The 23,483-nt window shown below is 44.5% G+C and carries 25 protein-coding genes; 14 read left to right on the forward strand and 11 right to left on the reverse strand.

Features of this window, described 5'->3' with window-relative positions; all coding sequences use genetic code 11:
• Positions 1-43 precede the first annotated feature (43 nt).
• Positions 44-235: a hypothetical protein gene (locus LYNGBM3L_RS26495; protein ID WP_008188662.1), complete on the reverse strand. Its 192-nt coding sequence runs from the start codon at positions 233-235 to the stop codon at positions 44-46.
• Positions 236-763: 528 nt separating this feature from the next.
• Here LYNGBM3L_RS26495 and miaB point away from each other — a divergent pair.
• On the forward strand, positions 764-2,110 hold the full coding sequence (miaB, locus tag LYNGBM3L_RS26500) for a tRNA (N6-isopentenyl adenosine(37)-C2)-methylthiotransferase MiaB (RefSeq protein WP_008188664.1): 1,347 nt from the start codon (positions 764-766) through the stop codon (positions 2,108-2,110).
• Here miaB and LYNGBM3L_RS44365 read toward each other — a convergent pair.
• Both LYNGBM3L_RS44365 and LYNGBM3L_RS26505 read right to left on the reverse strand, forming a co-directional pair.
• Positions 2,051-2,281: a hypothetical protein gene (locus LYNGBM3L_RS44365; protein WP_154659926.1), complete on the reverse strand. Its 231-nt coding sequence runs from the start codon at positions 2,279-2,281 to the stop codon at positions 2,051-2,053. The genes miaB and LYNGBM3L_RS44365 overlap by 60 nt on opposite strands.
• 202 nt (positions 2,282-2,483) lie before the next feature.
• On the reverse strand, positions 2,484-2,906 hold the full coding sequence (locus tag LYNGBM3L_RS26505) for a type 2 periplasmic-binding domain-containing protein (RefSeq protein ID WP_008188665.1): 423 nt from the start codon (positions 2,904-2,906) through the stop codon (positions 2,484-2,486).
• Positions 2,907-3,086: 180 nt separating this feature from the next.
• On the opposite strand from LYNGBM3L_RS26505, the gene LYNGBM3L_RS26510 reads away from it, so the two are divergent.
• Positions 3,087-4,346: a uracil-xanthine permease family protein gene (locus tag LYNGBM3L_RS26510; RefSeq protein WP_008188666.1), complete on the forward strand. Its 1,260-nt coding sequence runs from the start codon at positions 3,087-3,089 to the stop codon at positions 4,344-4,346.
• A 267-nt stretch (positions 4,347-4,613) separates the two neighbouring features.
• On the opposite strand, the gene LYNGBM3L_RS26515 is transcribed toward LYNGBM3L_RS26510, so the two are convergent.
• From LYNGBM3L_RS26515 to LYNGBM3L_RS26525, 3 genes are all read right to left on the reverse strand, one after another.
• Positions 4,614-6,128 carry a hypothetical protein gene (locus tag LYNGBM3L_RS26515; protein WP_008188667.1) on the reverse strand — a complete coding sequence of 505 codons (1,515 nt, stop codon included), beginning with the start codon at positions 6,126-6,128 and terminating at the stop codon, positions 4,614-4,616.
• The gene (locus LYNGBM3L_RS26520; RefSeq protein ID WP_008188668.1) at positions 6,128-6,484 is read right to left on the reverse strand and encodes a hypothetical protein; all 357 of its coding nucleotides are present in this window, start codon (positions 6,482-6,484) and stop codon (positions 6,128-6,130) included. The genes LYNGBM3L_RS26515 and LYNGBM3L_RS26520 overlap by 1 nt, the downstream gene beginning before the upstream one ends.
• A 137-nt stretch (positions 6,485-6,621) precedes the next feature.
• Positions 6,622-9,909 carry a CHAT domain-containing protein gene (locus LYNGBM3L_RS26525; protein ID WP_008188669.1) on the reverse strand — a complete coding sequence of 1,096 codons (3,288 nt, stop codon included), beginning with the start codon at positions 9,907-9,909 and terminating at the stop codon, positions 6,622-6,624.
• Positions 9,910-10,208: 299 nt separating this feature from the next.
• Here LYNGBM3L_RS26525 and LYNGBM3L_RS41795 point away from each other — a divergent pair, with 299 nt between their 5' ends.
• Entirely contained in the window at positions 10,209-10,400 is a 192-nt protein-coding gene (locus tag LYNGBM3L_RS41795) for a hypothetical protein (RefSeq protein ID WP_131827070.1), read from the forward strand.
• A gap of 76 nt (positions 10,401-10,476) precedes the next feature.
• On the opposite strand, the gene LYNGBM3L_RS35525 is transcribed toward LYNGBM3L_RS41795, so the two are convergent.
• Positions 10,477-10,782 (reverse strand): DUF4351 domain-containing protein, encoded by a 306-nt coding sequence (locus LYNGBM3L_RS35525; protein ID WP_008188671.1) that lies wholly within the window; start codon positions 10,780-10,782, stop codon positions 10,477-10,479.
• 355 nt (positions 10,783-11,137) lie between these two features.
• On the opposite strand from LYNGBM3L_RS35525, the gene LYNGBM3L_RS37150 reads away from it, so the two are divergent.
• Complete coding sequence (locus LYNGBM3L_RS37150; protein ID WP_229414730.1) at positions 11,138-11,215, forward strand: DUF2281 domain-containing protein; 78 nt, start codon at positions 11,138-11,140, stop codon at positions 11,213-11,215.
• On the opposite strand, the gene LYNGBM3L_RS37155 is transcribed toward LYNGBM3L_RS37150, so the two are convergent.
• The gene (locus LYNGBM3L_RS37155; protein WP_131827071.1) at positions 11,189-11,563 is read right to left on the reverse strand and encodes a hypothetical protein; all 375 of its coding nucleotides are present in this window, start codon (positions 11,561-11,563) and stop codon (positions 11,189-11,191) included. The genes LYNGBM3L_RS37150 and LYNGBM3L_RS37155 overlap by 27 nt on opposite strands.
• Before the next feature lie 133 nt (positions 11,564-11,696).
• On the opposite strand from LYNGBM3L_RS37155, the gene LYNGBM3L_RS26535 reads away from it, so the two are divergent.
• Positions 11,697-11,897, forward strand: a complete 201-nt coding sequence (locus LYNGBM3L_RS26535) for a hypothetical protein (protein WP_008188675.1) — start codon at positions 11,697-11,699, stop codon at positions 11,895-11,897.
• A 4-nt stretch (positions 11,898-11,901) separates the two neighbouring features.
• Here LYNGBM3L_RS26535 and LYNGBM3L_RS44370 read toward each other — a convergent pair whose 3' ends face one another.
• Positions 11,902-12,066, reverse strand: a complete 165-nt coding sequence (locus LYNGBM3L_RS44370) for a hypothetical protein (RefSeq protein WP_008188677.1) — start codon at positions 12,064-12,066, stop codon at positions 11,902-11,904.
• Positions 12,067-12,415: 349 nt separating this feature from the next.
• On the opposite strand from LYNGBM3L_RS44370, the gene LYNGBM3L_RS26540 reads away from it, so the two are divergent.
• The 6 genes from LYNGBM3L_RS26540 to ndk all read left to right on the forward strand — a co-directional run bounded on the left by LYNGBM3L_RS26540 (position 12,416) and on the right by ndk (position 18,065).
• Positions 12,416-13,861, forward strand: coding sequence for a tetratricopeptide repeat protein (locus LYNGBM3L_RS26540; protein ID WP_008188680.1), 1,446 nt, complete (start codon positions 12,416-12,418; stop codon positions 13,859-13,861).
• Positions 13,858-14,412 carry a CHAT domain-containing protein gene (locus LYNGBM3L_RS46725; protein ID WP_008188682.1) on the forward strand — a complete coding sequence of 185 codons (555 nt, stop codon included), beginning with the start codon at positions 13,858-13,860 and terminating at the stop codon, positions 14,410-14,412. Before LYNGBM3L_RS26540 ends, LYNGBM3L_RS46725 begins: the two co-directional genes overlap by 4 nt.
• Positions 14,413-14,646: 234 nt before the next feature.
• Positions 14,647-15,699, forward strand: a complete 1,053-nt coding sequence (gene fcmB, locus LYNGBM3L_RS26550; RefSeq protein ID WP_008188684.1) for a filament morphology actin-like protein FcmB — start codon at positions 14,647-14,649, stop codon at positions 15,697-15,699.
• Between the two features lie 53 nt (positions 15,700-15,752).
• Positions 15,753-16,475 (forward strand): hypothetical protein, encoded by a 723-nt coding sequence (locus tag LYNGBM3L_RS26555; protein WP_008188687.1) that lies wholly within the window; start codon positions 15,753-15,755, stop codon positions 16,473-16,475.
• Positions 16,476-16,491: 16 nt separating this feature from the next.
• Complete coding sequence (locus LYNGBM3L_RS26560; protein ID WP_008188688.1) at positions 16,492-17,538, forward strand: D-alanine--D-alanine ligase family protein; 1,047 nt, start codon at positions 16,492-16,494, stop codon at positions 17,536-17,538.
• Between the two features lie 77 nt (positions 17,539-17,615).
• Positions 17,616-18,065, forward strand: coding sequence for a nucleoside-diphosphate kinase (gene ndk, locus LYNGBM3L_RS26565; RefSeq protein WP_044494944.1), 450 nt, complete (start codon positions 17,616-17,618; stop codon positions 18,063-18,065).
• A 111-nt stretch (positions 18,066-18,176) separates the two neighbouring features.
• Here the strand turns inward: ndk and LYNGBM3L_RS26570 are convergent, their stop codons facing one another.
• Complete coding sequence (locus tag LYNGBM3L_RS26570; RefSeq protein WP_008188702.1) at positions 18,177-18,935, reverse strand: TerC family protein; 759 nt, start codon at positions 18,933-18,935, stop codon at positions 18,177-18,179.
• A 373-nt stretch (positions 18,936-19,308) separates the two neighbouring features.
• On the opposite strand from LYNGBM3L_RS26570, the gene psaM reads away from it, so the two are divergent.
• Complete coding sequence (gene psaM / locus LYNGBM3L_RS37160) at positions 19,309-19,404, forward strand: photosystem I reaction center subunit XII (protein WP_071986952.1); 96 nt, start codon at positions 19,309-19,311, stop codon at positions 19,402-19,404.
• Positions 19,405-20,876: 1,472 nt separating this feature from the next.
• Positions 20,877-21,269, forward strand: coding sequence for a slr1601 family putative cell division protein (locus LYNGBM3L_RS26580; protein WP_008188704.1), 393 nt, complete (start codon positions 20,877-20,879; stop codon positions 21,267-21,269).
• Between the two features lie 122 nt (positions 21,270-21,391).
• Here LYNGBM3L_RS26580 and LYNGBM3L_RS26585 read toward each other — a convergent pair whose 3' ends face one another.
• Positions 21,392-22,096: a tetratricopeptide repeat protein gene (locus LYNGBM3L_RS26585; RefSeq protein ID WP_044494947.1), complete on the reverse strand. Its 705-nt coding sequence runs from the start codon at positions 22,094-22,096 to the stop codon at positions 21,392-21,394.
• Between the two features lie 390 nt (positions 22,097-22,486).
• Here LYNGBM3L_RS26585 and LYNGBM3L_RS26590 point away from each other — a divergent pair, with 390 nt between their 5' ends.
• Entirely contained in the window at positions 22,487-23,443 is a 957-nt protein-coding gene (locus LYNGBM3L_RS26590) for a hypothetical protein (RefSeq protein WP_131827072.1), read from the forward strand.
• Positions 23,444-23,483: the final 40 nt, after the last annotated feature.

Here is a 23,483-nt window from a genome sequence, read left to right on the forward strand (position 1 = left end):
CAATTCCAGCAGGATATAGCCATTTTTTTAAGGATAAAGGCTTTCAATTTAAACAATCAGAAGTCTCTCGCCGTCCGCTTCCTGGAGGACAACTTTCTTCCTGTACAGCTAGTAATTGCTGGTAAACCGAATCAGAATGGTACCCTTGTCCAAAACTAGACTCACCATAGTAAAAATTACCTCCTAAAACTGTAACTAGCAGAGTAGACAAAAAGATATATCTTTGAAAACCCATTGTGGTGACCTTGCTCAAAGTTTCTACTCATTACTTCAAAACTTTTCCAGCAAAATCAGCATGAATTTTCAATAAAAACTAAATTAATCAAAAAATATTAAAATAATAAAACCAGCAAAAAACACACTATTTTAACTTAATAAAAACCAACAAAAAACGATGATTTTAGGGATTTATACAAATAGCTTTATGTTTAAAATAAGTGTATTTACGGATATGATTAAATAGTCAAGCAAGGTAAAGCAACCAGACAAAAATTTTGGTTAATAAAATGTTGATTAGAGAAAAATGCTGGCAACTATAGCAGAAGTCATTTGTCAGAAGTCATTTGTCAGAAGTCAAACTCTTGCGCTTACTTAGGTTTGAGACTAATGTCGATGTCCTAACTGCCCTGGCGACTGCTATATCTATAGGTTTGGTCTAGGGGTGTAATTTAGGTTTGGCTGAGAAATGATAAAGAGGAGTAGGTCTGAGAAATCTATAATTAGAGAAGATCCCCTGATCGAATCCTTAGCTGTTTAACGTAAGATGACCTCATTTCCCCGCCGCTACCATATCACCACCTTTGGCTGCCAGATGAACAAAGCCGACTCCGAGCGGATGGCTGGAATTCTGGAGGATATCGGCTTCCAGTGGTCAGAAAATCCCAACGAGGCTGACTTAATTGTCTACAACACCTGCACCATTCGAGATAATGCTGAGCAAAAGGTTTATTCCTACCTAGGAAGACAGGCAAAGCGCAAACACCAACAACCAGACCTGACCTTGGTAGTAGCTGGTTGTGTGGCACAACAGGAGGGAGAAGCACTGCTGCGGCGAGTCCCAGAAGTTGACTTAGTCATGGGACCCCAACATGCCAATCGTTTGGGGGATTTGCTAGACCAGGTATTTGATGGCAACCAGCTAGTTGCTACAGAACCAATTCATATTGTTGAAGACATCACTAAACCAAGACGGGACAGCAGCATTAGCGCCTGGGTAAATATAATTTATGGGTGTAACGAACGCTGCAGCTACTGTGTAGTGCCCAATGTCCGAGGTTTAGAGCAATCCCGTACTCCAGAAGCGATTCGGGCAGAAATGGAGGAGTTGGGACGGCTTGGCTATAAGGAAATCACCCTATTAGGACAAAATATTGATGCTTACGGACGTGACTTACCAGGGGTGACTGAATCGGGGCGGCATCAGCACACCTTGACAGATTTACTGTATTATGTTAGCAATGTGCCAGGCATTGAGCGGCTCCGGTTTGCTACTAGTCACCCCCGCTACTTTGTAGAACGGCTGATCCGCGCCTGTCATGAGTTGCCGGAAGTGTGCGAACATTTCCACATTCCCTTCCAATCTGGGGATAACGATATTCTCAAAGCTATGGCAAGGGGCTATACCCACCAGAAATATCGCCGGATTATTAATACCATTCGGGACTATATGCCCGATGCCTCCATTAGTGCAGATGCGATTGTGGGCTTTCCTGGGGAAACGGAAGCACAATTTGAAAATACCCTAAAACTAGTAGAAGATATTGGCTTTGACCAGCTCAATACCGCTGCCTATTCCCCTCGTCCTGGCACACCAGCCGCATTGTGGGAAAATCAGCTCTCTGAGGAGGTCAAATGCGATCGCCTTCAACGTCTCAACCACCTAGTTGCGGTAAAAGCAGCTGAGCGATCGCAACGTTATCTGGGACGGATTGAGGAAGTGCTGGTGGAAGACCAGAATCCCAAAGACAATACTCAAGTGATGGGCAGAACCAAAGGAAATCGTCTCACGTTCTTCTCTGGGGATATTAATCACCTTAAAGGTGAGCTAGTTCTAGTTAAAATTACCGAAGCTCGTGCCTTTAGCTTGACTGGTGAGCGAGTAGAGGAATAGGGAATCGGGAGTCGGGAATCGGGAATCGGAACCCACCCCTAACCCCTCCCAGGAGGGGAACGGGAATCGGGAATCGGGAATCGGGAATCGGGAGTAACCATGCAGTGAGGTCTTGGGGAGCCACTTACTCATCTCACTCCCCACACCTCCCACACCTCCCACACTTCCCACACTTCCTGTTCCCTATTCCCTTCCCCCCTTAGTAAGGGGGGTTAGGGGGGATCCGCTTTCCCTTCCCCCCTTAGTAAGGGGGGTTAGGGGGGATCCGCTTTCCCTTCCCCCCTTAGTAAGGGGGGTTAGGGGGGATCCGCTGTTCCCTTCACACCAAAAAGTATGTCCTAAACTATAGTTCCGTTGCTATAAAAGACGTTTCCTAATCTTCCCGCTGGAAGAAGCAAACCACATCCCGTATATAAAAATCGTTATAGAGGTCGCCAGCAGAGGGGTTTGGCAAATCTACGGCTTCAACCTCCAGCTCATTATCCCCATCCTTCAGGATGCCAGCACCAATGTTAATGATTTGGGTAAACCAGTGATTCGGATTAGCTCCCTCGTAGGAGTAGATCTTCCCTACACTTTTACCATTGATTTTGACCTCTGCATCACTGTCGGTTGCTGTCAATCCCTTAACCATCAACATCAGGATCGCAGCGCCGCCCTTGTAGCGTCCCCCTGTGTTGAAGGTCTTTTTCCAGAGGCTAGCACCACCATCGCCAATTCTGCGATTGATATCTCCCTGGATCACCACAAAGTTACCGGTGACTAGTTTAGTAGACGCAGTTGCTTTCTGTTCCATGTTTTTTGTAATTATCAAGTTATAAGCTAGTTGTTTGGAATTCTATCAGCTTTGGTGGGTAATGTCCCTTGAGGAATTACTGAATCAATCCCGAGTTATGATATGGAATAATTTCCATGCTTCCTGACTGAGTTCAGTGTAAGATAACTTTTAAGCAATTGACAAAAGCGTCCGCAACTCATGAGTGAATTCCCTGAACATTCACCAAACCCAGACCTTCAATCTAGCACAGTTTCAACAGTTTATAACTTCCGTTTTAAAGATATCCTCCTCGGGGCACAGATGCTGTTTGTTGCCTTTGGTGCGTTGGTGTTAGTCCCCATTTTAGCGGGAGTAAACCCGAATGTTGCCCTGTTTACTTCTGGTGTGGGAACGTTATGTTTTCAACTGGTTACGGGGGGTAAAATTCCCGTTTATCTCGCTTCTTCCTTCGCCTTTATCGCCCCCATCACCTTGAGTGTTCAGAAATATGGTTTGCCTGCAACCTTATCTGGACTTGCAGCTGCTGGCATTGTTTATCTGATTTTAAGTCTAATTATTTTTTGGCGCGGTTCGGGTATGATTACCCGTATTTTACCCCCGATTGTCACCGGACCAGTGATTATGGTGATTGGTCTGAGTTTAGCTTCAACTGCTGTAAAAATGGCATCAGAAGCTGGGGAAGGATACAGCGAAGGGATGGCAATTAGTGTAGCAATGATTTCTCTATTAGCCACGATGCTAACTGCCATTTTAGGGCGGGGTTTTTTACGATTAATTCCGATTTTGATGGGGATAGGAGTCGGTTATCTGGTAACTTTACCGTTAGGGATGGTGGATTTTACACTTGTTAGTCAAGCTCCTTGGTTTCAAATACCTGAATTTACCAGACCCAGTTTTAGTTTACCAGCAATTTTATTTATTGTACCCGTTGCGATCGCTCCTGCCATTGAACATATTGGGGATGTGTTAGCCATTAGTTCTGTGACTGGAAATAATTATCTTCAAGAACCCGGTTTACATCGCACCCTGTTAGGGGATGGATTAGCAACAACATTGGCGGCTTTTGTTGGGGGTCCTCCCAACACCACCTATTCGGAAGTTACAGGGGCAGTTGCCTTAACAAAAACCTTTAATCCAGCGATTATGACCTGGGCAGCTATTATCGCTATTTTACTCTCTTTTTTAGGAAAGTTAGAAGCCCTTTTAAAAACTATTCCTGTGCCAGTAATGGGAGGAATTTTAATTATTTTATTTGGCACAATTGTGGTGATTGGGATGAACAGTATTGTTCGCTCTAGCGCAGATTTATTAGAATCCCGTAATCTTGTGATCGTTGCTGTAATTTTAATGCTAGGGGTAGGGGGAATGAGCGTCAATGCAGGAGGGTTTGCCTTGGAAGGGATTGGACTTTCTAGTATTCTTGGGGTGTTATTAAATGGGCTACTTCCAGACAAATAGCTATAGCGCTACGCTTAGCGTCAGAAGTCAGAAGTCAGAAGTCAGAAGTCAGAAGTAAGCTAGACTCACGTTTCGGAGTTTAGGAGCGACTGCATCAAGACAATGTCAAACATCTGAATGCGTAGTGCTATATATAGCGGTTTATAGGCTAATGAGGTACACAGGATTTTTTACCTCTTGGCTCTTGGCTCTTGCCTCTTGGCTCTTGCCTATTCCCTATTCCCTATTCCCTATTCCCTATTCCCTATTCCCTGTTCCCTTGAGTACTCATTTTGATACCAATTTGATAATTCGATCCATAATTAACGCAGCGATCGCACCAACTCCTACATGAAATAGCACAAACACGAGAGTGTAAATCAAGCAAGGTGTAACACCAGCAGTGGGGCAATCTAAGGATTGTTCCGGGTATAGTTGGGTGATCATAGACTCTACCGGTTTAGCAGCAGTTTGGGACGAAATACCACTAACTGCTAAACCAGTACCGACCAGGGCAATCCAACGTTCTAATTGTTTTTCTCGTTCTTCAGCAGCTTTCTGTTCCTGATGCCGAATTGACTCTAATTGTTTTTCTCGGGCTTGATCAGCCTCCTCCTTATCTCTGAGGGCTTTTTCCAAAGCGCGATCGCATTCTGCCTGCTCAATGTCCACAATGCCTCGGATACTACCAAGCATCTGGTCAAATAGTTGCTGACCGGGTTTGAGATAATTGAGGTCGGTTTGAATCTGTTTTTTAAACCGTTTAGTTCTTTGGTTGAAGAAGTCTTCCAAAAACTTGATAGTATCGTCTTCGAGGCTATGTTCACAGATTTTGTTTAGCCAGTAGTCATAGTTGTAGTCATTGGTAGCGATCGCATTTTTGTGGTCCTCCATGTCTCGCAGATAACCAGCATACTCAAAGGTCTTGGGTGGCATCTCCGTCAGTTTCTGCTTCAGTTGCTCTAGCCGTGTTTCTGGCTCCCTTGGCAATTCCTTGAAGCCTTTAACCTCTTGTTCCAGTTGGCTATAGAGTGCTCTAGTTTGGCGATAACACCAACGGGCTTGATCATAAGCAAACAGGATTTTACTGCGACAGCACAACAGATTGAAAAAAGACAAGGAAGTCTTTTCAACCAGCTTTGAGGTTTCTGGGTTACGGTTTAACCAGACCAGAAGGTGACATTGCTCCGTTGGTTTCTCCTTACGGTTGTCATAGGCAAAAATTGGACTACCAAATAACTGCCCAGATGCCATAAACTGCGGTTTTTGGTCGCTTCCCTGGAAAAAAGCATCCACACAGGCATCGGCTAACTTTCTATCTTCCTCAAGAGTGCCCACGGGTTCGCCATAGAGCACTAAGGTTTGTCCCAAGGAAGCTTGAATGTTGCTGGCTAGGAGGCACCCTTGGGGATTGAAGCCACTAAATTCACTGGCTGCAACGGTATTCTGGCAAGACAGGGTTAGGTCAAGGGCATAAGTATCATGAATTTTAACCGGATAGACCTGGACGGTTAGGGGAGAGCCTGCTAGTTGCAGTGGTGCAGTGTAGGTTAAGGGAGCATTCCCTGGGAGTAACTCTACGTAACGGCTTGCGATCGCGGTTTGGCTTAGAGGGGATGGTATTTTTTCAGGTAAAGATTTCAGGTCTGGGATACCTAGGGGTTGGCTGAGGTTAGCACAGTGTTGCCACAACTGATCCGCATCCGGTCGCAACTGTTCCAGTTCTTGGCTTAGGTCTTGGCAGAGATGGAAGGCATAAAGGGTGACGCTGGGGTTTTTGAGTCGCAAGGCGGTGTTAGTCATCAGCCTTTGGGATTTTTGGGTTCGGGGTTTTCTGGGGGAGAACTCTTGCGGAGAGCGTTGAGTAGTTCTTCTTTCACGTTATTTTCATACTCAGCTTTAGTTTCAGGAGTGGGGACAGTGCCTCCAATTCCCTTCTCACCTATTGGTTCATGATCTGGGAGACTTCTACGTACTTGCTCCAAAGCCCCATTAATTTCTGGTCGTTGTTCGCACCAAGCCAAGAGTAATTCTGATATTTCTTCAATATCTTCTGGAATCTTATCTTCGAGAGTTTGTCTGTCTTGAATATTCAACAGGTCTGGATTATTTTTTAGTAACTTTATAAACGCTTTAACGTTTTTTTGTGCAAATGTCATGTTAAAATATCCCAATTTAATTACTATAAACTATAGCAGTCGAAGTAAAGCTTAAGACATCTTCTGCTCCCTGCTCCCTGCTCCCTGCTCCCTTTCAACTAAAAGACTATATCCTAAACTATACTTCCCTTGCTATACTAGTTACCAATGGCAACAAAAGCTGCCCAATAGTAGGGGTTCTGAAAAGGTTTTTCCATAGAACCCCGCTTATAAAAAGTGTCACCTAACTGTGCTCGATGATTCCGACTCAAGGGCAAGTGGTTTGCCCACTCCTCTAATTCTTCTTTGGTGCTATCCCGCAGCCAGAGTTGCGCTTGGTTAAGGGCAACTGCTAAAGGTATCTGCTCTCGCAGATTCTGATAAAATTTAATCATCAACAACGCTGTCGATAAATCGTTTACCTTCCACAAGCTACTAACTACTGCTGGACTTCCAGCAACTAGGAAACCACTGGGTAACCCAATGTATTCATCGCTGATGTTCTTAAAGTCGATTAATCCAGTTTCACAAGCCGAAAGGGTGACCAGGCGACATTGTTCTAATTGTAGGTCAAAGACTTGATCGATAGTCAGACATTTCTCTAGGTCAAAGATTTCCTCGTCACTTATCCGCAAATAGCGCTCCGAATTGGGTTCAGCAGATGCCGGTTGGGCATTGGCCAGAATTAGAGCGGATTTCCGGGGTTCTTGGTAATTAAAGTAACCGTGACAGCTAAAATGTAAACAGTGGTAACTGTTGAGAGCTTTGCTATCGATGGCGGCTTTGGTAGCAGCGTTTTCCACAAGAACCTCTGTATCTGGTGGTGGATTGAAGTAGCTTTTAATTACGTCTACTTCCATAGGAGTGTAATCCAAATCAGCACTGGGATTTTGAACCGCAAATAGGTGGGTAAACTCTTCTGGGCGTTTTCTGGTTTGAGTAAGTTGGAGTAGTTGACAGCTAGGGGCGTAACTTACCCCTGCTGGAAAGCGATCCATTAGAATTTCAGATTTACCTTCTCCCTGCTGACTGGTAATCGGTAAAGCATGAAGGGGGAACAAATGTAAATAGCGATGGGGGATTAAAATTAAGCGATCGCACTGTGGTGGTATTTGCTGAATGATTTCATCTATGTGCAGAATTTTTGCCAACAGATGGAGGCGAGTATTCAGACGGCGTTGCCAATGGTATTTTTTGGTATAGTAGGCTATGAGATAGCCTTTGAGGTATTTTATTAATTTGTAAAAGTCTTTTGGCTCAGATTCCCAAACGATAGGCTGCTGGGTTTGACCGGTAAAGATGAAACTGAGCAGCTTATCCCTTATAATATAAAACTCGACAATGGCAGTGTGGTGATCCAGCTTCTGCTGAAATTGCTCAAACTTAAACCTAGAACCGATAGGGAAATAGTAGTCTTGTAAATCATTGCGCTGCTGTCGCAATTCTTGAAGACGTTGTGCTAACACTTTTGGATTGTCAGCTTTTCCCTGTTGGATTTGGTTCTGACCTGCTGCTATTTCATCCCTGTATTTTTCTAGTTGAGTAGCAACATCTACAGGAAAGATAGTTTTCAGGTCACGGCTGAGAATCTCTTCAACTAAATTGCCGGTTTTGCTCCGTTCAACATAGTCAATGGCTTCAGTGATTTTAGTTAAGGCTAGGCAAACTTCTACCATGCCTCCATAGCTTCGGTGGTTCTCTTCAGCTAGTTTAGTCTTGTATTCTTCTACTCCAGAACCAGAAATAATTTCATCTCGCAGGAATTCTACTATTTTAATGGCAGCATCAAAAGCCTTGTAAGCTTCCGGTAAATTTTGAGCATCTCGGTAAGCAAAACCAAGGTTATGGTTAGTATGTAGATAGTTTTGGGGAAAAGCCTCAAAGGTAAAAACTCTAAGAGCCTGTTGGTAACAAGCGATCGCATCTTCTATATTCTCTGCTTTCTCACCTTTTATTCCTTGATAGCAAGCAGCACCGAAATTATTTTGTGTCCTTGCCCAATCAATTGGAAATGCCTCAAAGGTAAAAACTCTAAGAGCCTGTTGGTAACAAGCGATCGCATCTTCTATATTCTCTGCTTTCTCACCTTTGATGCGGTCACCGTAAGCATTACCGAGATTATATTGTGTCATTGCCCAATCAATTGGAAATGCCTCAAAGGTTCTGACTCTAAGAGCTTCTTGGTAACAAGCGATCGCATCTTCTATATTCTGTGCTTTCTCACCTTTGATGCGGTCACCGTAAGCATTACCGAGATTATTTTGAGTCCTTGCCCAATCATAAGTAAAAGCCTCAAAGGTATGAACTCTAAGAGCTTCTTGGTAACAAGCGATCGCATCTTCTATATTCTGTGCTTTCTCTCCTTTGATGCGGTCACGGTAAGCATTACCGAGATTATTTTGTGTCGATGCCCAATCATAAGTAAAAGCCTCAAAGGTATGAACTCTAAGAGCTTCTTGGTAACAAGCGATCGCATCTTCTATATTCTCTGCTTTCTCTCCTTTTATTCGGTTAGAGTGAGCATTTCCGAGATTATTTTGTGTATTTGCCCATTTTTCAGGAAAAGCCTCAAAGGTTCTGACTCTAAGAGCTTCTTGGTAATAAGCGATCGCATCTTCTATATTCTCTGCTTTCTCACCTTTGATGCGGTCACCGTAAGCATTACCGAGATTATATTGTGTCATTGCCCAATCAATTGGAAATGCCTCAAAGGTTCTGACTCTAAGAGCTTCTTGGTAACAAGCGATGGCTTCTTCTATATTCTCTGCTTTCTCTCCTTTTATTCGGTTACGGTAAGCAAGCCCAAGTCTGAATTGAGTATTTGCCCAATCTTCAGGAAAAGCTTCACGGGTGCGTACTTCTGCCAATTTGTAGCAAGCGATGGCCTCTTCTAGGTTTTGCGACTTCTGACCTGTGATTCTGTTAGAGTAAGCAAGACCGAGATTGTATTGAATCTTTGCCCATTCAACCGGAAAAGCTTCATGGGTGTGTACTTCTAAAGCCAATTGGTAACAAGCGATGGCAATTTCAAGGTTTTCTGCTTTCTGACCTGTGATTCTGTTAAAGTAAGCATTTCCAAGATTCCTTTGAGTTAATCCCCAATCAAACGGAAAATCTTCACGGGTGTAAAGAGTTAGTGCGACTTCATAGCCAGTGATGGCAATTTCTATATTGCTAGCTTTGTCACCCAAGGATAATTTTGCTACTATTTTGCTAAATTCAACAATATTTGCTGCTAGGGATGTGGCTTGATCTGGTTTTAATTCTTCAAGAGTAGTTGTTGCCGAATCCCGCAATTTATCTGCTAAGGTCTGATTAAGTTTATCTGTATTTGCTTCCAGTAATTTCTCAACTACCTGCTGATTACCATTACTGGAAGCAATTGCTTTTAGTACCTCTAACAGAAAGTCGAGTTGGGCATCAGATGTATTGTCAGTCATTGCCATCCACTGCTCTACAATAGTTATTCAAAAAATAGACTTATTGAAAGCACCCTGGATTTACCAATCTTCCGCCACTGCCAATTTAAGTATTCAGCCTAAGCGCTACGCCCACGCTACTTGAGGTGCTAATGGGCTACGGGCACCCTAACTTAGTCATAGCTTACTTCTGACTTCTGACTTTTTACTTCTAACTTGCGCGTAGCGCTATATCCCTTAGGGAAAGGCAAGAGGCAGAACCTGATAAATTATAGCATTTTTCAATTGGGTGAAGTTTTTATAAAATAGGGAGCATTTCTATGTGAGTGGTTAACCGTAAGTATTCAGCCGTCAGCCGTCAGCCGTCAGCCGTCAGCCGTCAGCCGTCAGCCGTCAGCCGTCAGCCGTCAGCCGTCAGCCGTCAGCCGTCAGCCGTCAGCCGTCAGCCGTCAGCTGACGTAACAAAGATTAAAAGAATGCTTACTTGTTTTCTTAAAAAGCTGATAGCTGATAGCTGATAGCTGATAGCTGATAGCTGATAGCTGATAGCTGATAGCTGATAGCTGATAGCTGAGTGCGACACCTAACCGGATCTTACTTATCCCTAAACTGCTTCAACCAATTGGTCAAATCCACTTCCGTTTCAAAATCTAACAACGCTTCTCCTAAATCCTCCAACTGTTCAAAGGATAATTCCTCAATTTGATTTTGTAATTGGGGATTGATTTCACCTAAGCGACGGCTAATTTGACGGATAATTAACTTAACCTCATTGCGCTTTCCTTGTTCTAATCCTTGGCGAATAATTCGTTGATAAACTACTGACTCTTGCATCATATCCTCCCGAAAATAAGCTTGAATTAACTGTTCATCAAATTTGACTCCAGCCAACAGTTGCACGCAAGCAGATAGGTTACGCTGCTGTTGTCTATGTCTTGATGCAGTCGCTCATGGGGGAAACCACGCCAGTTGCTCATGGGGGGAACCCCCAAGACCGCACTGGCTCCCCAAGACCGCGCTGCATCGCTCTTCAATGATATCGATTCTGGCTGCTACTTGGGATAGCAAGGTTTCTGAATGTAGAATGTAGAATTTAGAATTGGGAATGTAGAATTTAGAATTGGGAATGTAGAATTTAGAATTTAGAATTTAGAATTTAGAATGTAGAATTTAGAATTGGTAATTCAAGATAATTTAGAATAGGCGCGGTTTCGCCCCTGTTTTTATATATGCTAGCAATAAACGTCGTTCAGGTATATTAAAAGGAACCTTTGTTCTACCATTACCTGATGATTTTGATGAACCCTTAGACGATTTTAAGGAATATATGTAGGGGAGCAGGGAGTAGGGAGTAGGCAATAGGCAATAGGCAATAGGCAATAGGCAATAGGCAATAGGCAATAGGCAATAGGCAATAGGCAATAGGCAATAGGCAATAGGCAATAGGCAATAGGCAATAGGCAATAGGCAATAGGCAATAGGCAATAGGCAATAGGCAATAGGCAATAGGCAATAGGCAATAGGCAATAGGCAATAGGCAATAGGCAATAGGCAATAGGCAATAGGCAATAGGCAATAGGCAATAGGCAATAGGCAATAGGCAATAGGCAATAGGCAATAGGCAATAGGCAATAGGCAATAGGCAATAGGCAATAGGCAATAGGCAATAGGCAATAGGCAATGCTGACTTTTAAAGTCTTAATTCTAAATTCTACATTCTACATTCTACATTCTATAAAACATTTTTAAAACCCTTGACAAACAAAACTATAATCATTACCATAATCAATATAAACCCATTGAACGTTTTCACAATGTCAGAAAAATTTACTCGCAATTTCAAGAAAAAACCGACTCAGCACACTCTCAAAGGTCCTCGTGAATCAGTAATAAATAGTATGCACATGCTTTATTCCCTAGGTTATGCGGAGATTGCCGAGTGGACACCTCTAGAACCGACCGATATTCCAGGAGAAGTAATGACTACTATGATCAAGTATTGGTTGTTGCCATAACACCTTAAATTTCTGGGGGGTTTTCCCCCCGGTGGCCTTGGGTTTCGGAGTCTTGATGCAGTCGCTCATGGGGGAAACCACGCCAGTTGCTCATGGGGGGAACCCCCAAGACCGCACTGGCTCCCCAAGACCGCGCTGCATCGCAATTTCTGACATATGTGATTGCCATAGCCGTGGATAGTATTTCTACGGCTATTTTTTTTTGGAATTAAGAATCGGGAATCGGGAATCGGGAATTGGGAATCGGGAATCGGGAATCGGGAATCGGGAATTGAGAATTGAGAATTGAGAATTGAGAATTAAGAATTAAGAATTAAGAATTGAGAATTAAGAATTGAGAATTAAGAATCCCACACTCCCCCTTTGACCCTAAATGTAAAAACCTACCCCCGACTCCCGACTCCCGACTCCCGACTCCCGACTCCCGACTCCCGACTCCCGACTTCAGACTTCTGACTTCAGACTTCAGACTCCCTGCTCCCTTTGCTATCATTTAAATCTGCAACTGGCATTCTCCCATGAGCCGCCAATCCAGTGTCCGAACCGTTCTAGGACTTCTTTTCCTATCCAGCCTCACCATTAGCCTGTGGCTCGGTGATATTCCCCATACCACCTGGCAACTGCAAGTGGGAAACCCAGCCACAGCTCAATCTCCTGATGCTAGCCAACTTGTCCAACAAGGGGTGGAACACTACCAACTGGGAGATTTTACTAGCGCTATAGAGTATTGGCAAACTGCCCTAACTACTTATCAACAAACCAACAACCGCCCTAACCAAACTATTGTTATAGAAAACCTAGCGAGAGCTTATCAGCAAATTGGTCAAATCGACCAAGCCATTAACTACTGGGAACAAGTCATCACTAATTATCAGCAACTGGGTGATTTACAACAGGTAGGGCGGATGCTTACCGAACTGGCTCAAGCTTATAGTAAATTGGGGCAAAATCAAAAAGCGATCGCATTATTATGTGGTACCATTAATTATGATAATCCCCAAGATAACCCCTGTGTGCCAGAAAGTGCTTTACAACTGGCTCGCACCCATCAAGACCAACTGGGAGTTGCTGCGGCTCTGGGGAGTTTAGGGGATGCTTATCGCCTCAGGGGCAAGTACGATCTAGGGATTAACTATCTCAAAGAGAGCTTAACTATTGCAGAAGACATTGACCACCTTGCCTATCAATCCTCAGCCCTGAATAGTTTAGGTAATGCCTACAGTAGCAAAGCTCAGCTCAGCTATCGTCGGGCAAATTCTGCTGAAAAAATCGAGTACACAAAAAAGGCTTCGGCACTCGCAGAAAAAGCTAAGAATAACGATAGCGAAGCACTAAAGTATTTTCAGAAAAGCCTCGACCTAGCTATTACTCAAAACGACCAATCCGGTCAAATCCGGGCAAGGCTTAATGAGATTCCCTTGTATTACCGCCTTGATAAATATAGCGCTAGTGTTACGGAATGGCAAAAAGAATGGCAAAAAGCCTACTCCCTGTTGGAAAGTCTACCAGATTCCCAGGATAAGGTTTATGCTGCCATTGAGTTAGCTAACCTTTTGCAACCGATTGCTCCGGCTCATGAAACCAGTCCCTGGATGCGATGCTATCAGCCCAAACTAGAACCCCAGGCTATTGCACTCCTGACCCAAGCCGTAAAAATAGCGCAACGTATTAATGACCACCGCTCCCAATCCTTTGCCCTAGGGGAACTGGGTCATATCTATGAGTGTCGTGACCAGTATACCAAAGCCCTAGAGTTAAGCCAACAGGCTAGACTAGCAGCTGAGCAAAACTTGCTGGCAAAGGATAGTCTGTACTTGTGGGAGTGGCAAACAGCACGGATTTTTAAGGAGCAGGGGAAAGTAACTGAGGCAATTGGAGCCTATGAAAACGCGATCGCTACTCTCGAAACAATCCGTAGCGATATCCTAACTGCCAGTCGAGATGTCGTGAATTTGAAGCCTTGAGCAATGTCTCCAGAGAAGTTAAGGCAGTGACACAAACCATACCAGAGAGCAAACAGCTACTAGATGAGGAATTTCCCCGCGATCGCCTACAACAAGAATTAGGCACAACGGTTTACCCGATGATTCACATAGCTACTCACGGTGAGTTCGGCACTGAACCGGAGGATACTTTCCTAGTCACCGGGGAAAATAATCAACTCACCATTGATGAATTAGATCGGGTAATTCGCAGTGTAGCTAGTACTACTGAACCAGTGGAGTTACTATCCCTGACTGCCTGTCGAACCGCCACTGGTGATGACCGAGCAGCATTAGGTTTAGCCGGTGTAGCTGTTCAAGCAGGAGCCAGAAGTGCTTTAGCCTCGCTTTGGTTCATTAATGATCAAATTACTGCCCAAATTGCTGCCCAATTTGACCAGGGTTTGCGACAATCAAACTTAAACAAAGCCCAAGCGCTTCGTGCTGCTCAAATCGCTTTACTGGAAGCAGGAGGACAATATGCTCGCCCCGCCTATTGGGCACCTTATCTAGTAATTGGAAATTGGTTTTGACACTCCCATAAGGACGGGGCTTTAAACCCAAATTTTTTGGTAATCTTAGGTGTCCGACAGACTTGAGTGAACCTGCGTCTATAACCGACCTAGTATACTGATTTTTGGCCATTGGTGCCAGAGCGATCGCAAACAGCCTGATCATTGTCCGCACCCCGCTCTTGCCTAGACGGGGCTTCCAAACATCGGACTATTTTTTGTGAGTTGAGTTAAACAAACTGCTATATACTACGAATGACTGCTAAACAGCTTGCTACCCTCGTGAACAAAGTTCCTATTCTCAGCATTGACTTAGGTCGCACCTCTACTAAAGCTTGTATCAGCCGTTACCCCGATGGTGTAGTGCTAATTCCTGCCAACGTTGCCCATCTCACCGTTGAGCAAGTGCGTCGGGGTGGGTTTGAAGCTCGACTGGGTGACCCTCTATTAGATATTTGGCTCGAGTATCAAGGCAAAGGATACGCCATTGGACAACTAGCTGCTGACTTCGGAGCTAACTTGGGTGTTGGTCAATCGAAAGTAGAAGATGCCTTGATAAAAGTCTTTGCCTGCGTAGGACATTTCGAGCTTCAAGGTGACTTGGCAATTATCATGGGATTGCCCTACCATTCCCAAGAGCAGTTTGAGCGTGAAAAAGAGGAATTAATTGGTATCCTGGCTTCACCTCATGTCATGTACTACAGAGGGGAACCAGTGTCGATTACGATTAAAAAAGTTTGGGTGATACCAGAGGGCTATGGTAGTTTGATCTGGGTTGAAGTTCAGGAAAACGATCCATCCGATGGCGGATTACATGACCGTTCCGTCGCCGTTGTGGATATTGGCCACCAAACCACTGACTTTATCATGGCAGATTCGTTCCGATTTGCCCGAGGAGCATCTCAGAGTGAAGCATTTGCCATGAATGAGTTCTATGATCAATTAGCTGCCCAAATTCAGGGAGCTGACAGTCAATCTTTGCTATTAATCAAAGCGGTTAATCGTCCAGAAGGAGAGCGCTTCTATCGTCCTAAAGGTGCTGCTCAGCCCACAGACCTCGACGAAATTATACCGAGTTTGCGCAAAAGTTTTGCCCGTGAACTGTCTGATCGTTTGCTCGCTTGGCTACCAGAACGCACCACAGACGTAGTGGTGACGGGTGGTGGTGGACAATTCTTCTGGAATGATCTTCAACTTATCTTCAAAGAAGCTAGACTCAAGGGTTACTTAGCTCAACCCTCTCGAAAAGCGAATGCTTTGGGACAATACATTTATGGAGAGGTGCAGAAGCAGTCAGCATCTCGATAACTTGTAGATAAATTGTATTGTAATTATCCGATAAGATTATAGGCATAATTACCATGGCACCTATAGCAAAAAAAGTAAATAAAACAGTAGCATTTACCGCTAACCGGGAGGATCAAGCCCTACTAAAGGTAGTGGAGAAAGAACTAGCTAAGGGTCAGTATCCTAGCTTTAGCATGTTGTGCAAGCAAGCTCTCCAAGAGTTTCTGTTGAAACCAGAGTCCTCTGAGGAAAAGAAATCCTCCCAGGAAACAACCAAAGAAACAACCGAGGAAACAACCGGTGTTGGAAATCTTGAAGACAAGCTAACCCAACTGCAGCAGCAATTAACTGAAGTGGTACAGGCGTTATCGGTTCAGAGTCCTAGCCAAGTCAATAATCAGCTAAGTGATCTGACTCAACGAATTGAGGAAATAGACTCTAATACAACTGAACAATTGACCCAGTTACAACAGCAGCTTGGGAAATTAGAGCAAGTTATATCTACTGAAGAATCCTCTGACCAACTTGATGATCAATTGACGGCCTTAATCCAACAGGTCAAGCAAGTCGATGACCGTTCTCATCAACAACTCGAACACTTAAAACAGCAAGTTGCTGGTGTAGAAACGGTGCTGTCGAATTTTAGTACGACGGATGTGTCTGGCTTAACAGCACAGGCATCCACAGCAAAAGCGACTAGAGACTCAGATGGGACGGCTAAAGCAGGATTGGAAAAAGAGGCTGATCAATCTGATCCGTTACTAAGTCGCTTGGGTTCTTTATTAGAGGATTTTTAATTAACTTTATAGTGCTATGACAAAACGCACAGTTGGACTGCTGTTTGGTGGTGTCTCAGGAGAACACGAAGTTTCCATTAGTTCTGCAAGAGCGATCGCAAACGCTCTATGTGCCGACGAAAATGCCTCTAAGTACGAAGTGGTGCCAGTGTACATTCAAAAAAATGGCATCTGGACAGCGGTCGAAACTATCGCACAGGTTTTAGACTCGGGAACACCCCTGGAATCTGCTCCTAGCGGTAATGTCTGGCAATTTCCTGCCGTTGTCAGTGAGGTAGATGTCTGGTTTCCCATCCTCCATGGTCCCAATGGGGAAGATGGCACAGTTCAGGGATTACTAAAGCTGATGGGAGTTCCCTTTGTGGGTAGTGGTGTTCTGGGTTCAGCTGTAGGCATGGACAAGCTGGTAATGAAAACAGTATATGCCCAAGCGGGATTACCCCAAGTCAAATACATGGAAGTTTTGCGATCGCAAGTTTGGTCCGATCCCTGTGTATTTACCAAACTCTGTGACCAAATTGAAGAAACCTTAAACTATCCCTACTTTGTCAAACCAGCTAATTTAGGCTCATCGGTCGGGATTGCCAAAGTGCGATCGCGTTCTGAATTAGAAGCGGCCTTAGATAAGGCTGCTAGTTATGACCGCAGGTTGATTGTAGAAGAAGGAGTAGTAGGGCGAGAAGTAGAGTGTGCTGTACTAGGGAACGATCATCCCAAAGCCTCAGTAGTTGGTGAAATTACCTATGAGAGTGATTTCTATGACTACGAAACCAAATACACTCAGGGTCAAGCGGACTTGTTAATCCCCGCTCCCTTGCCCACTGACGTCATTACCCAGATTCAGGAAATGGCAATCCAGGCGTTTACTGCCGTTGATGGGGCTGGTTTAGGACGGGTAGACTTCTTTTATGTCGAAGCCACTAGGGAAATCTTCATCAACGAGATTAACACCTTACCAGGTTTTACAGCAACCAGTATGTATCCCCAACTGTGGGCAGCTACAGGTGTTTCTTTTCCAGAATTGGTGGATCAGTTAATTCAACTAGCAATAGGGCGGGCTTGAATCTTAGTCCGAAGGGAATATCATGGGAAAGGCTATGCCGAAGATTGAGCTGAGTTAAACAATTTGAGGAGATAAACTTGGAACGGACATTTCTGATGGTTAAGCCGGATGGTGTACAACGGAATCTTGTTGGTCAAATCATCCAGCGTTTTGAGACAAAAGGTTTTACCTTAGTTGGGCTGAAGCTGATGAACGTCAGCCGTGAACTTGCCGAACAGCATTACGCTGTTCACAAAGAGAGACCTTTCTTTCCCAAACTAATCGAATTCATCATCTCTGGTCCCGTAGTAGCAATGGTCTGGGAAGGAAATGGAGTAGTGGCTTCCGCAAGAAAGATAATTGGTGCTACCAAACCTCTGGAGGCTGAACCAGGAACCATTCGGGGCGATTATGGCTTAGACACAGGTCGCAATCTTATCCATGGCTCAGATGCCATTGAGACAGCGCAGAACGAGATTAGTCTCTGGTTTAAGGAAGAAGAGCTAGTTAGCTGGCAACCAACCATAACCCCTTGGCTTTACGAGTAATAGTAACATGAACCTTTAGACCGGAAGTCCAACGCTCTACCCATGTTTGGTGAGCGTTGGTATCATTGATTGGGAGATGGGGGAATTCTTCCCGGCTCTTGTGAAAAGCCTTTAGCGACTAGCTTCTTTTGCGGTTTGCTCTTTCCCCAAAGCCGGTTGCCCTTGGTTTTCCACAGGAATTGGCTCCAGGTCTGGGGTCTTAGACTTTTCAGAAAATCCCCACATGAACACTAGGGCAATAGCAGCAATCATTAACCATTCCGGTGGCACTAATTCCGGTTTAATCGCTCTGACCAACAGCCGCAATCCCACAAAGCCCACGGTGATGTAGCCAGCATCCTCCAGATAGACATACTCTTTCAACCAACGAATAAATAAGCCCGCCATGAAGCGCAGGGTAATTACCCCAATGGTGCCACCAGCAATAACCAGCCAGGTCTGGTCAGAAATTGCGATCGCTGTCGTGACACTATCCAAGGAAAAAGCTAAATCCGTAACAGCAATTAGGGGAATTGCCTGCCATAGAGAAGTAAACTTCGGGCCATGATGGTGATGTTGTTCATCTTCATCAGAGGTGAAATACTCAAAGACCAACCAGAGCAGATAGGCTGCTCCCAATAACTCAAACTGCCAAAACTGCACTACCCAAGTGGCTGTAAAAATCAAACTGATTCGTAGGACATAGGCAACTGCTAAGCCCAAGTTAAGAGCATGGCGTTGAAGTTGTTTGGTTTCTAAGCCTTGGGAGATCGCAGCTAACGCGATCGCATTATCAGCAGACAGTACAGCTTCTAGTGCCACCAGAATCAACAAAACCACAGGACCCTCAAGCCCCACATTAAACGATGAGTTAAGAATTTGGTCTAGCATTAAAAATTATTAATGTCTTAAAAGGTTAACTTAGTCTATGTAATAGACTTAATCGCCTAAATTGCTAAAACTTTGATATCTAATTTAATTAATCTTAACATTTAATCATAATTAAAGTGCGCTGCGACCCCAGGGAGGTTCCAACGCCCACACCGAACCTTCAGCAAGATCAAGGTAATAGCTGTGATCGCAATTTGAGATCAACCCAAGCTAAAAGGATTCTATTATCTGGATTTGACCAGTGATTGTGATAAAATTCCAGAACTAGCCCAATTAGTTGGCTTCGGTGCGACCCGTGGCGAATTAAATTTGCCTAGGTCAAGCGCACCGTGAATGGTATAGAATATCGCTCAAATAAAGGAGATTGTATACGATGCCTATTTCAGATGCCCAAGTTATCGGAGCTCTATTCCTGGCTTTGATTCCGGGATTTCTAGCATTCCGGCTGTCTACGGAACTTTACAAATAATCCTGGGAAGCTCAAAGCCTTGCTCCTAAGCGGCCTGGATCTAGAGCGGACAAAGGATAAACAAAATAGTTTAACTAACCCACCCATAATCTAGGATTTGGGTGGGTTAGCTTCCTCCGCGATTCATCCCACATCTCAATGCCCAGCATGAGTGTTTAAAGTTACCGTAAGGTACTGGTCGCCTTTATGGTTAGTCGGTTATGCGTAAAAGGGTTAAAACTTTGCCGATTTTGGCTCCACTAACAATCAGGTTTCGTCTCCAGGGATGAATCGCGGACAGGAACTCTGATAAACAGCCTGAAAAACGTTATACTAAAAATAGTAGGGAAAACAAATTAAGAGCTAACCGCCACCTACTAATTAAAAATAGAACTTATTGTATTGTTCCGGCGCGGAGGGGCATCCCGTGTCGTTAATAAAGTAACCCGTGTATCCGTTCGCGATGGCTGGAGTTGGTAAGAAGCCCACACTGTAATCTTCGATGAGCGTGTGGGAGTATGTCACTTAAACTAGTTAATCAATGGCGAAGCCTCATTAAAGCTAGTGAAATCCTTGACACTCGCTCACGCTCATCACGCGATTATAGTCAGGGATTCTTAAGAGCATAAAACTCTTAATGGCTGAGCCAAACAGCCTCTAGACTCTCTGACCAAATCATTGAGCTTACTTGCATCTTGATCTACGCTTTTAGCAGCGGCTTTTCAGCTGGCGCGCAAACCGGCACCTTTTGGGTGCATTAATATTTTTTAATCTTAGCAGAGCTCATCAAGAAGCGCAACAGATTGAGTCTCCAATTCCCAAGGGTCAGAAGTTACCCCAGCGAGCAATCCCTCGCTGGGGCAGCCTTTATGGTTGGGAGGCTTGGCTGAAAAGGCTTAAAACTTTGAGGCGCGACAATCGCGCGAATTTAATTACGGGTCAAGCGCGCCTCCATGATTAAGGCAAGAGACGAAACCTTAGATCAGGTCGCCTTTATAACAACAGTTTTAAACCTTTTCTGCATAACCTACAACCCAAAAAGGCGACCTGATCTTACGGTAACTTCAAACCTTATTTTAAGGTTTCGTCTCCGGGCTGTGTGGGTCACCTGCGTCCACACTCTATAAGCCCCCTTTCCCGCGCTTCATACGCGGGTATAACGGGAGGGGAATTGGATTTGAATGATGGCTGCCAACGCCAGTCTACCTGGGAATGTTAATAGATATTTTATATATTATAAGCAATAATTCTGAATTATTATCCTGAGTGGAAGATCCTTTCCCTTGGATTGGAGTCAACACCAGGCAATTTATGTGATCGAACTCACATTATGCTAAGCTCTTAGTCTATTTGGGGGTTTGATTCTTCCATAAAGACTATTCTTTAGCTAAATTATCTGGCTAAATAAAAGGTGCATACTCAAAACTCTATCCTAATCAACCCAATAATAAACCCAAGGGCGCTGGTGTGCCAGCGTGGCATTGTAAACGGAAATGAACGCAATCCAACCCCCTCACTCAACTCGGCTACCATCAAAACCTCGCCGAAGAGTTCCTCGAATCAAGCACCGTCCGCAGCGACAGTCTTACGGGGCAGTTGCTGGTGAAACTACTGCTAAGTTACTTGTTAACCTAGTTCTCTGTGCCGCTGCGATTACCGCACTAATGGAACTATTACCTTATCATCTCTCACAGCAAGCCAAGTTGCGAGAAGTCAAACGAGAGGTGAAGCGAACTGAAACACGAGTGAATAAATTGCGCCGTGAATTCAGTCGCTCTTTTGACCCCAGGCAAGCCCAGAAAGTAATGCGAGAGCAAAGCTTACGACGTGATCCAAATCAGGTTCAGGTCGTCTGGCAAGATCCCGACTTAGGGGATGGAAATTAGTTATACTTCCGGTGGGCATAAACTGAGCTAAAGGTAATAGGTCGAGGTGGCTCGATGCGTTCGCGTAGCGTCTCCTAGGTCGAATCGCTGTTTGGGACCGTTAGAGCTAAGCACTAACCCCTTCAAGCTCTCAGTGGCTTAAGCAAATCATTGATCCAATTTTCCACTTTCTCGCGCAAGGAATCAGAAGAACCAGACTTTGGCAGCCACTTCAGAGCCTTGTGATAGTCGCTGATGGCACAGTTCCAGTCACCCCTGAGATGGTAAGTACGCCCTCTCTGAGCATAGACATGGTCTTCCAGGCATCCCAGCATTAGAGCCATGTCAAGGTTTTCTAGGGCTAAATCGTACAATCCCAATTCCCGGAAGGTGATCCCTTGGTTAATCCAGGTGCGGATATTTCCCGGATTGAGATCAATAGCTTGCTCGTAGTCGGTGAGGGCTTCAGCCAGTTGCCCAACTGATGCATAATAATTAGCGCGATTGTTGTAAGCACTGTCCAATGTTGGATCAATTCCCAGTGCCTGATTGTAATCAAATAAGGCTTTGTAGGGCTGACCACTTTGGAAATACAGCAATCCCCGATTGTTGTAGTCTGATGCGCTGGTGGGATTGAGATTAATCAACTGGGTTAACAATGCGATCGCACTGTTGTAATCCCCTTGTTTCACTTTCGAGTTTGCTAAGGTGCGCAGGCTTTTCACAGAGTGTATGTGGCTTTTTCTAGGCACTAGCCTCACTGGCGCTAAATGCCTGTGGTTTTTACGGGACATTGGGAACCACTGTCGATTTTGGTTTTGCCGATTTAGAAAAGTAGGAGCATTCATATTTGCCTCAACCTCATTTGCAGCCTATCTAGATTCAACCTTACGGCTAACAGCACCCAGCTGGTTGGTCTTAATGTGTCACTTATTAATGCGTCTTCGGTGTACCCAAGAAAACCATCCAGATTGTCCCTACAACTTGGGACTCTTCTTTGAAGACTACAGCAGTAATATTACAGTTTCCTGAAAGACGAATTAATTTTGTCCGGATGATTTTATAGAGGGGCTGGGACTGGACACTTTTGGGAAGATGCACAATTCCCTAGGGGTTTGGGGTTTGGGGTTTGGGGTTTGGGTGTCATTACTGAAATGCAGCTATAGCAGAAAGCGGATAGATGTGTTCAAAATAGTATAGTTACTATTCCACCGCATCCACTCTCAGGAGGAAATCCTGTGCCATCCCTTCCACCTTCAATTCCACCTGTGTCTTCGCCCCCAACCAACCAATGGCTGCGAATGGTAGGGATGTGGCTAGCAGTTGCTGTCATTGGTGCAGGGCTAGGTTGGTCATATCAAGAATGGCAAAGTTATCGAAATCTACTATTACGCTTAGAAGAGATTCAGAAGCACCGATCAGAACGGGAATATGAAGAATGCATCAATAAAGCCACGACTATTCCTGAAAAGTCGCCTATATATCAACAGACTCAGGTGATTTTTAATGAGTGTGCCCAGAAACTATTTGGCAAAGCTAAGATACTAGCTGCAGCGAACCAATTTAAAGACGCAATTATCGAGGCCAATAAACTGACCCCAGATAGTGCTCCTTACCAAGAGGCACAACAGTTAATTAATCAGTGGTCTAACCGCCTATTTCAGAAAGCTACCAAGCTGTATCAGGAACAAGGGAAGCTCAATGAAGCCATTGCTCTAACTCAAGTCATTCCTGAAACTAATCTGATTCGTCAAAGATTACCCGAGACCATTGCCCAATGGAAACAAGAGTGGGCTGTGAATGTATCGATTCGCAAACAAGCACTTCAAGCTCTGGAGGCAGGTCAATGGCAACAGGCTAAGCAAAAGGCTAGGAGGGTGACCACTAGCTATTGGCAAAAGAAAGTTGAACCAATTATAGACAGGGCAGATGCTAAAATTTCTACCATAGAAGCCCACAAAGAAGCTCAACGAGTCAGACGACAAGCCCAGCAAGATGCTCAACGAGTCAGACGACAAGCCCAGCAAGAGGCTCAACGCATAGCTAGAGAAAAAGCACAACAACAAGCTCAGGAGCAGGATCGACGTAGACAGCAATGCATTAAGCTGGTAACCAAATACACTGAAGAGAATGAGTGGGCTCTCAAAGAATACGAAAGGTTAAGATGTGATGATTTTCCCCATGAGCTCTTTTAACCAAGCGATCGGGTTGTTCTTCTCCTAGACAAGTTGGTTT

The sequence above is a fragment of the Moorena producens 3L genome (assembly GCF_000211815.1).
GTDB lineage: Bacteria > Cyanobacteriota > Cyanobacteriia > Cyanobacteriales > Coleofasciculaceae > Moorena > Moorena producens.

Coding starts and splice junctions, on each gene's coding strand:
- LYNGBM3L_RS26495 (WP_008188662.1), bottom strand. CDS start 235: ATGGGTTTTCAAAGATATATCTTTTTGTCTACTCTGCTAGTTACAGTT.
- miaB (WP_008188664.1), top strand. CDS start 764: ATGACCTCATTTCCCCGCCGCTACCATATCACCACCTTTGGCTGCCAG.
- LYNGBM3L_RS26505 (WP_008188665.1), bottom strand. CDS start 2,906: ATGGAACAGAAAGCAACTGCGTCTACTAAACTAGTCACCGGTAACTTT.
- LYNGBM3L_RS26510 (WP_008188666.1), top strand. CDS start 3,087: ATGAGTGAATTCCCTGAACATTCACCAAACCCAGACCTTCAATCTAGC.
- LYNGBM3L_RS26515 (WP_008188667.1), bottom strand. CDS start 6,128: ATGACTAACACCGCCTTGCGACTCAAAAACCCCAGCGTCACCCTTTAT.
- LYNGBM3L_RS26520 (WP_008188668.1), bottom strand. CDS start 6,484: ATGACATTTGCACAAAAAAACGTTAAAGCGTTTATAAAGTTACTAAAA.
- LYNGBM3L_RS26525 (WP_008188669.1), bottom strand. CDS start 9,909: ATGGCAATGACTGACAATACATCTGATGCCCAACTCGACTTTCTGTTA.
- LYNGBM3L_RS26535 (WP_008188675.1), top strand. CDS start 11,697: ATGTCAGAAAAATTTACTCGCAATTTCAAGAAAAAACCGACTCAGCAC.
- LYNGBM3L_RS44370 (WP_008188677.1), bottom strand. CDS start 12,066: ATGGCAATCACATATGTCAGAAATTGCGATGCAGCGCGGTCTTGGGGA.
- LYNGBM3L_RS26540 (WP_008188680.1), top strand. CDS start 12,416: ATGAGCCGCCAATCCAGTGTCCGAACCGTTCTAGGACTTCTTTTCCTA.
- fcmB (WP_008188684.1), top strand. CDS start 14,647: ATGACTGCTAAACAGCTTGCTACCCTCGTGAACAAAGTTCCTATTCTC.
- LYNGBM3L_RS26555 (WP_008188687.1), top strand. CDS start 15,753: ATGGCACCTATAGCAAAAAAAGTAAATAAAACAGTAGCATTTACCGCT.
- LYNGBM3L_RS26560 (WP_008188688.1), top strand. CDS start 16,492: ATGACAAAACGCACAGTTGGACTGCTGTTTGGTGGTGTCTCAGGAGAA.
- LYNGBM3L_RS26570 (WP_008188702.1), bottom strand. CDS start 18,935: ATGCTAGACCAAATTCTTAACTCATCGTTTAATGTGGGGCTTGAGGGT.
- psaM (WP_071986952.1), top strand. CDS start 19,309: ATGCCTATTTCAGATGCCCAAGTTATCGGAGCTCTATTCCTGGCTTTG.
- LYNGBM3L_RS26580 (WP_008188704.1), top strand. CDS start 20,877: ATGAACGCAATCCAACCCCCTCACTCAACTCGGCTACCATCAAAACCT.
- LYNGBM3L_RS26585 (WP_044494947.1), bottom strand. CDS start 22,096: ATGAATGCTCCTACTTTTCTAAATCGGCAAAACCAAAATCGACAGTGG.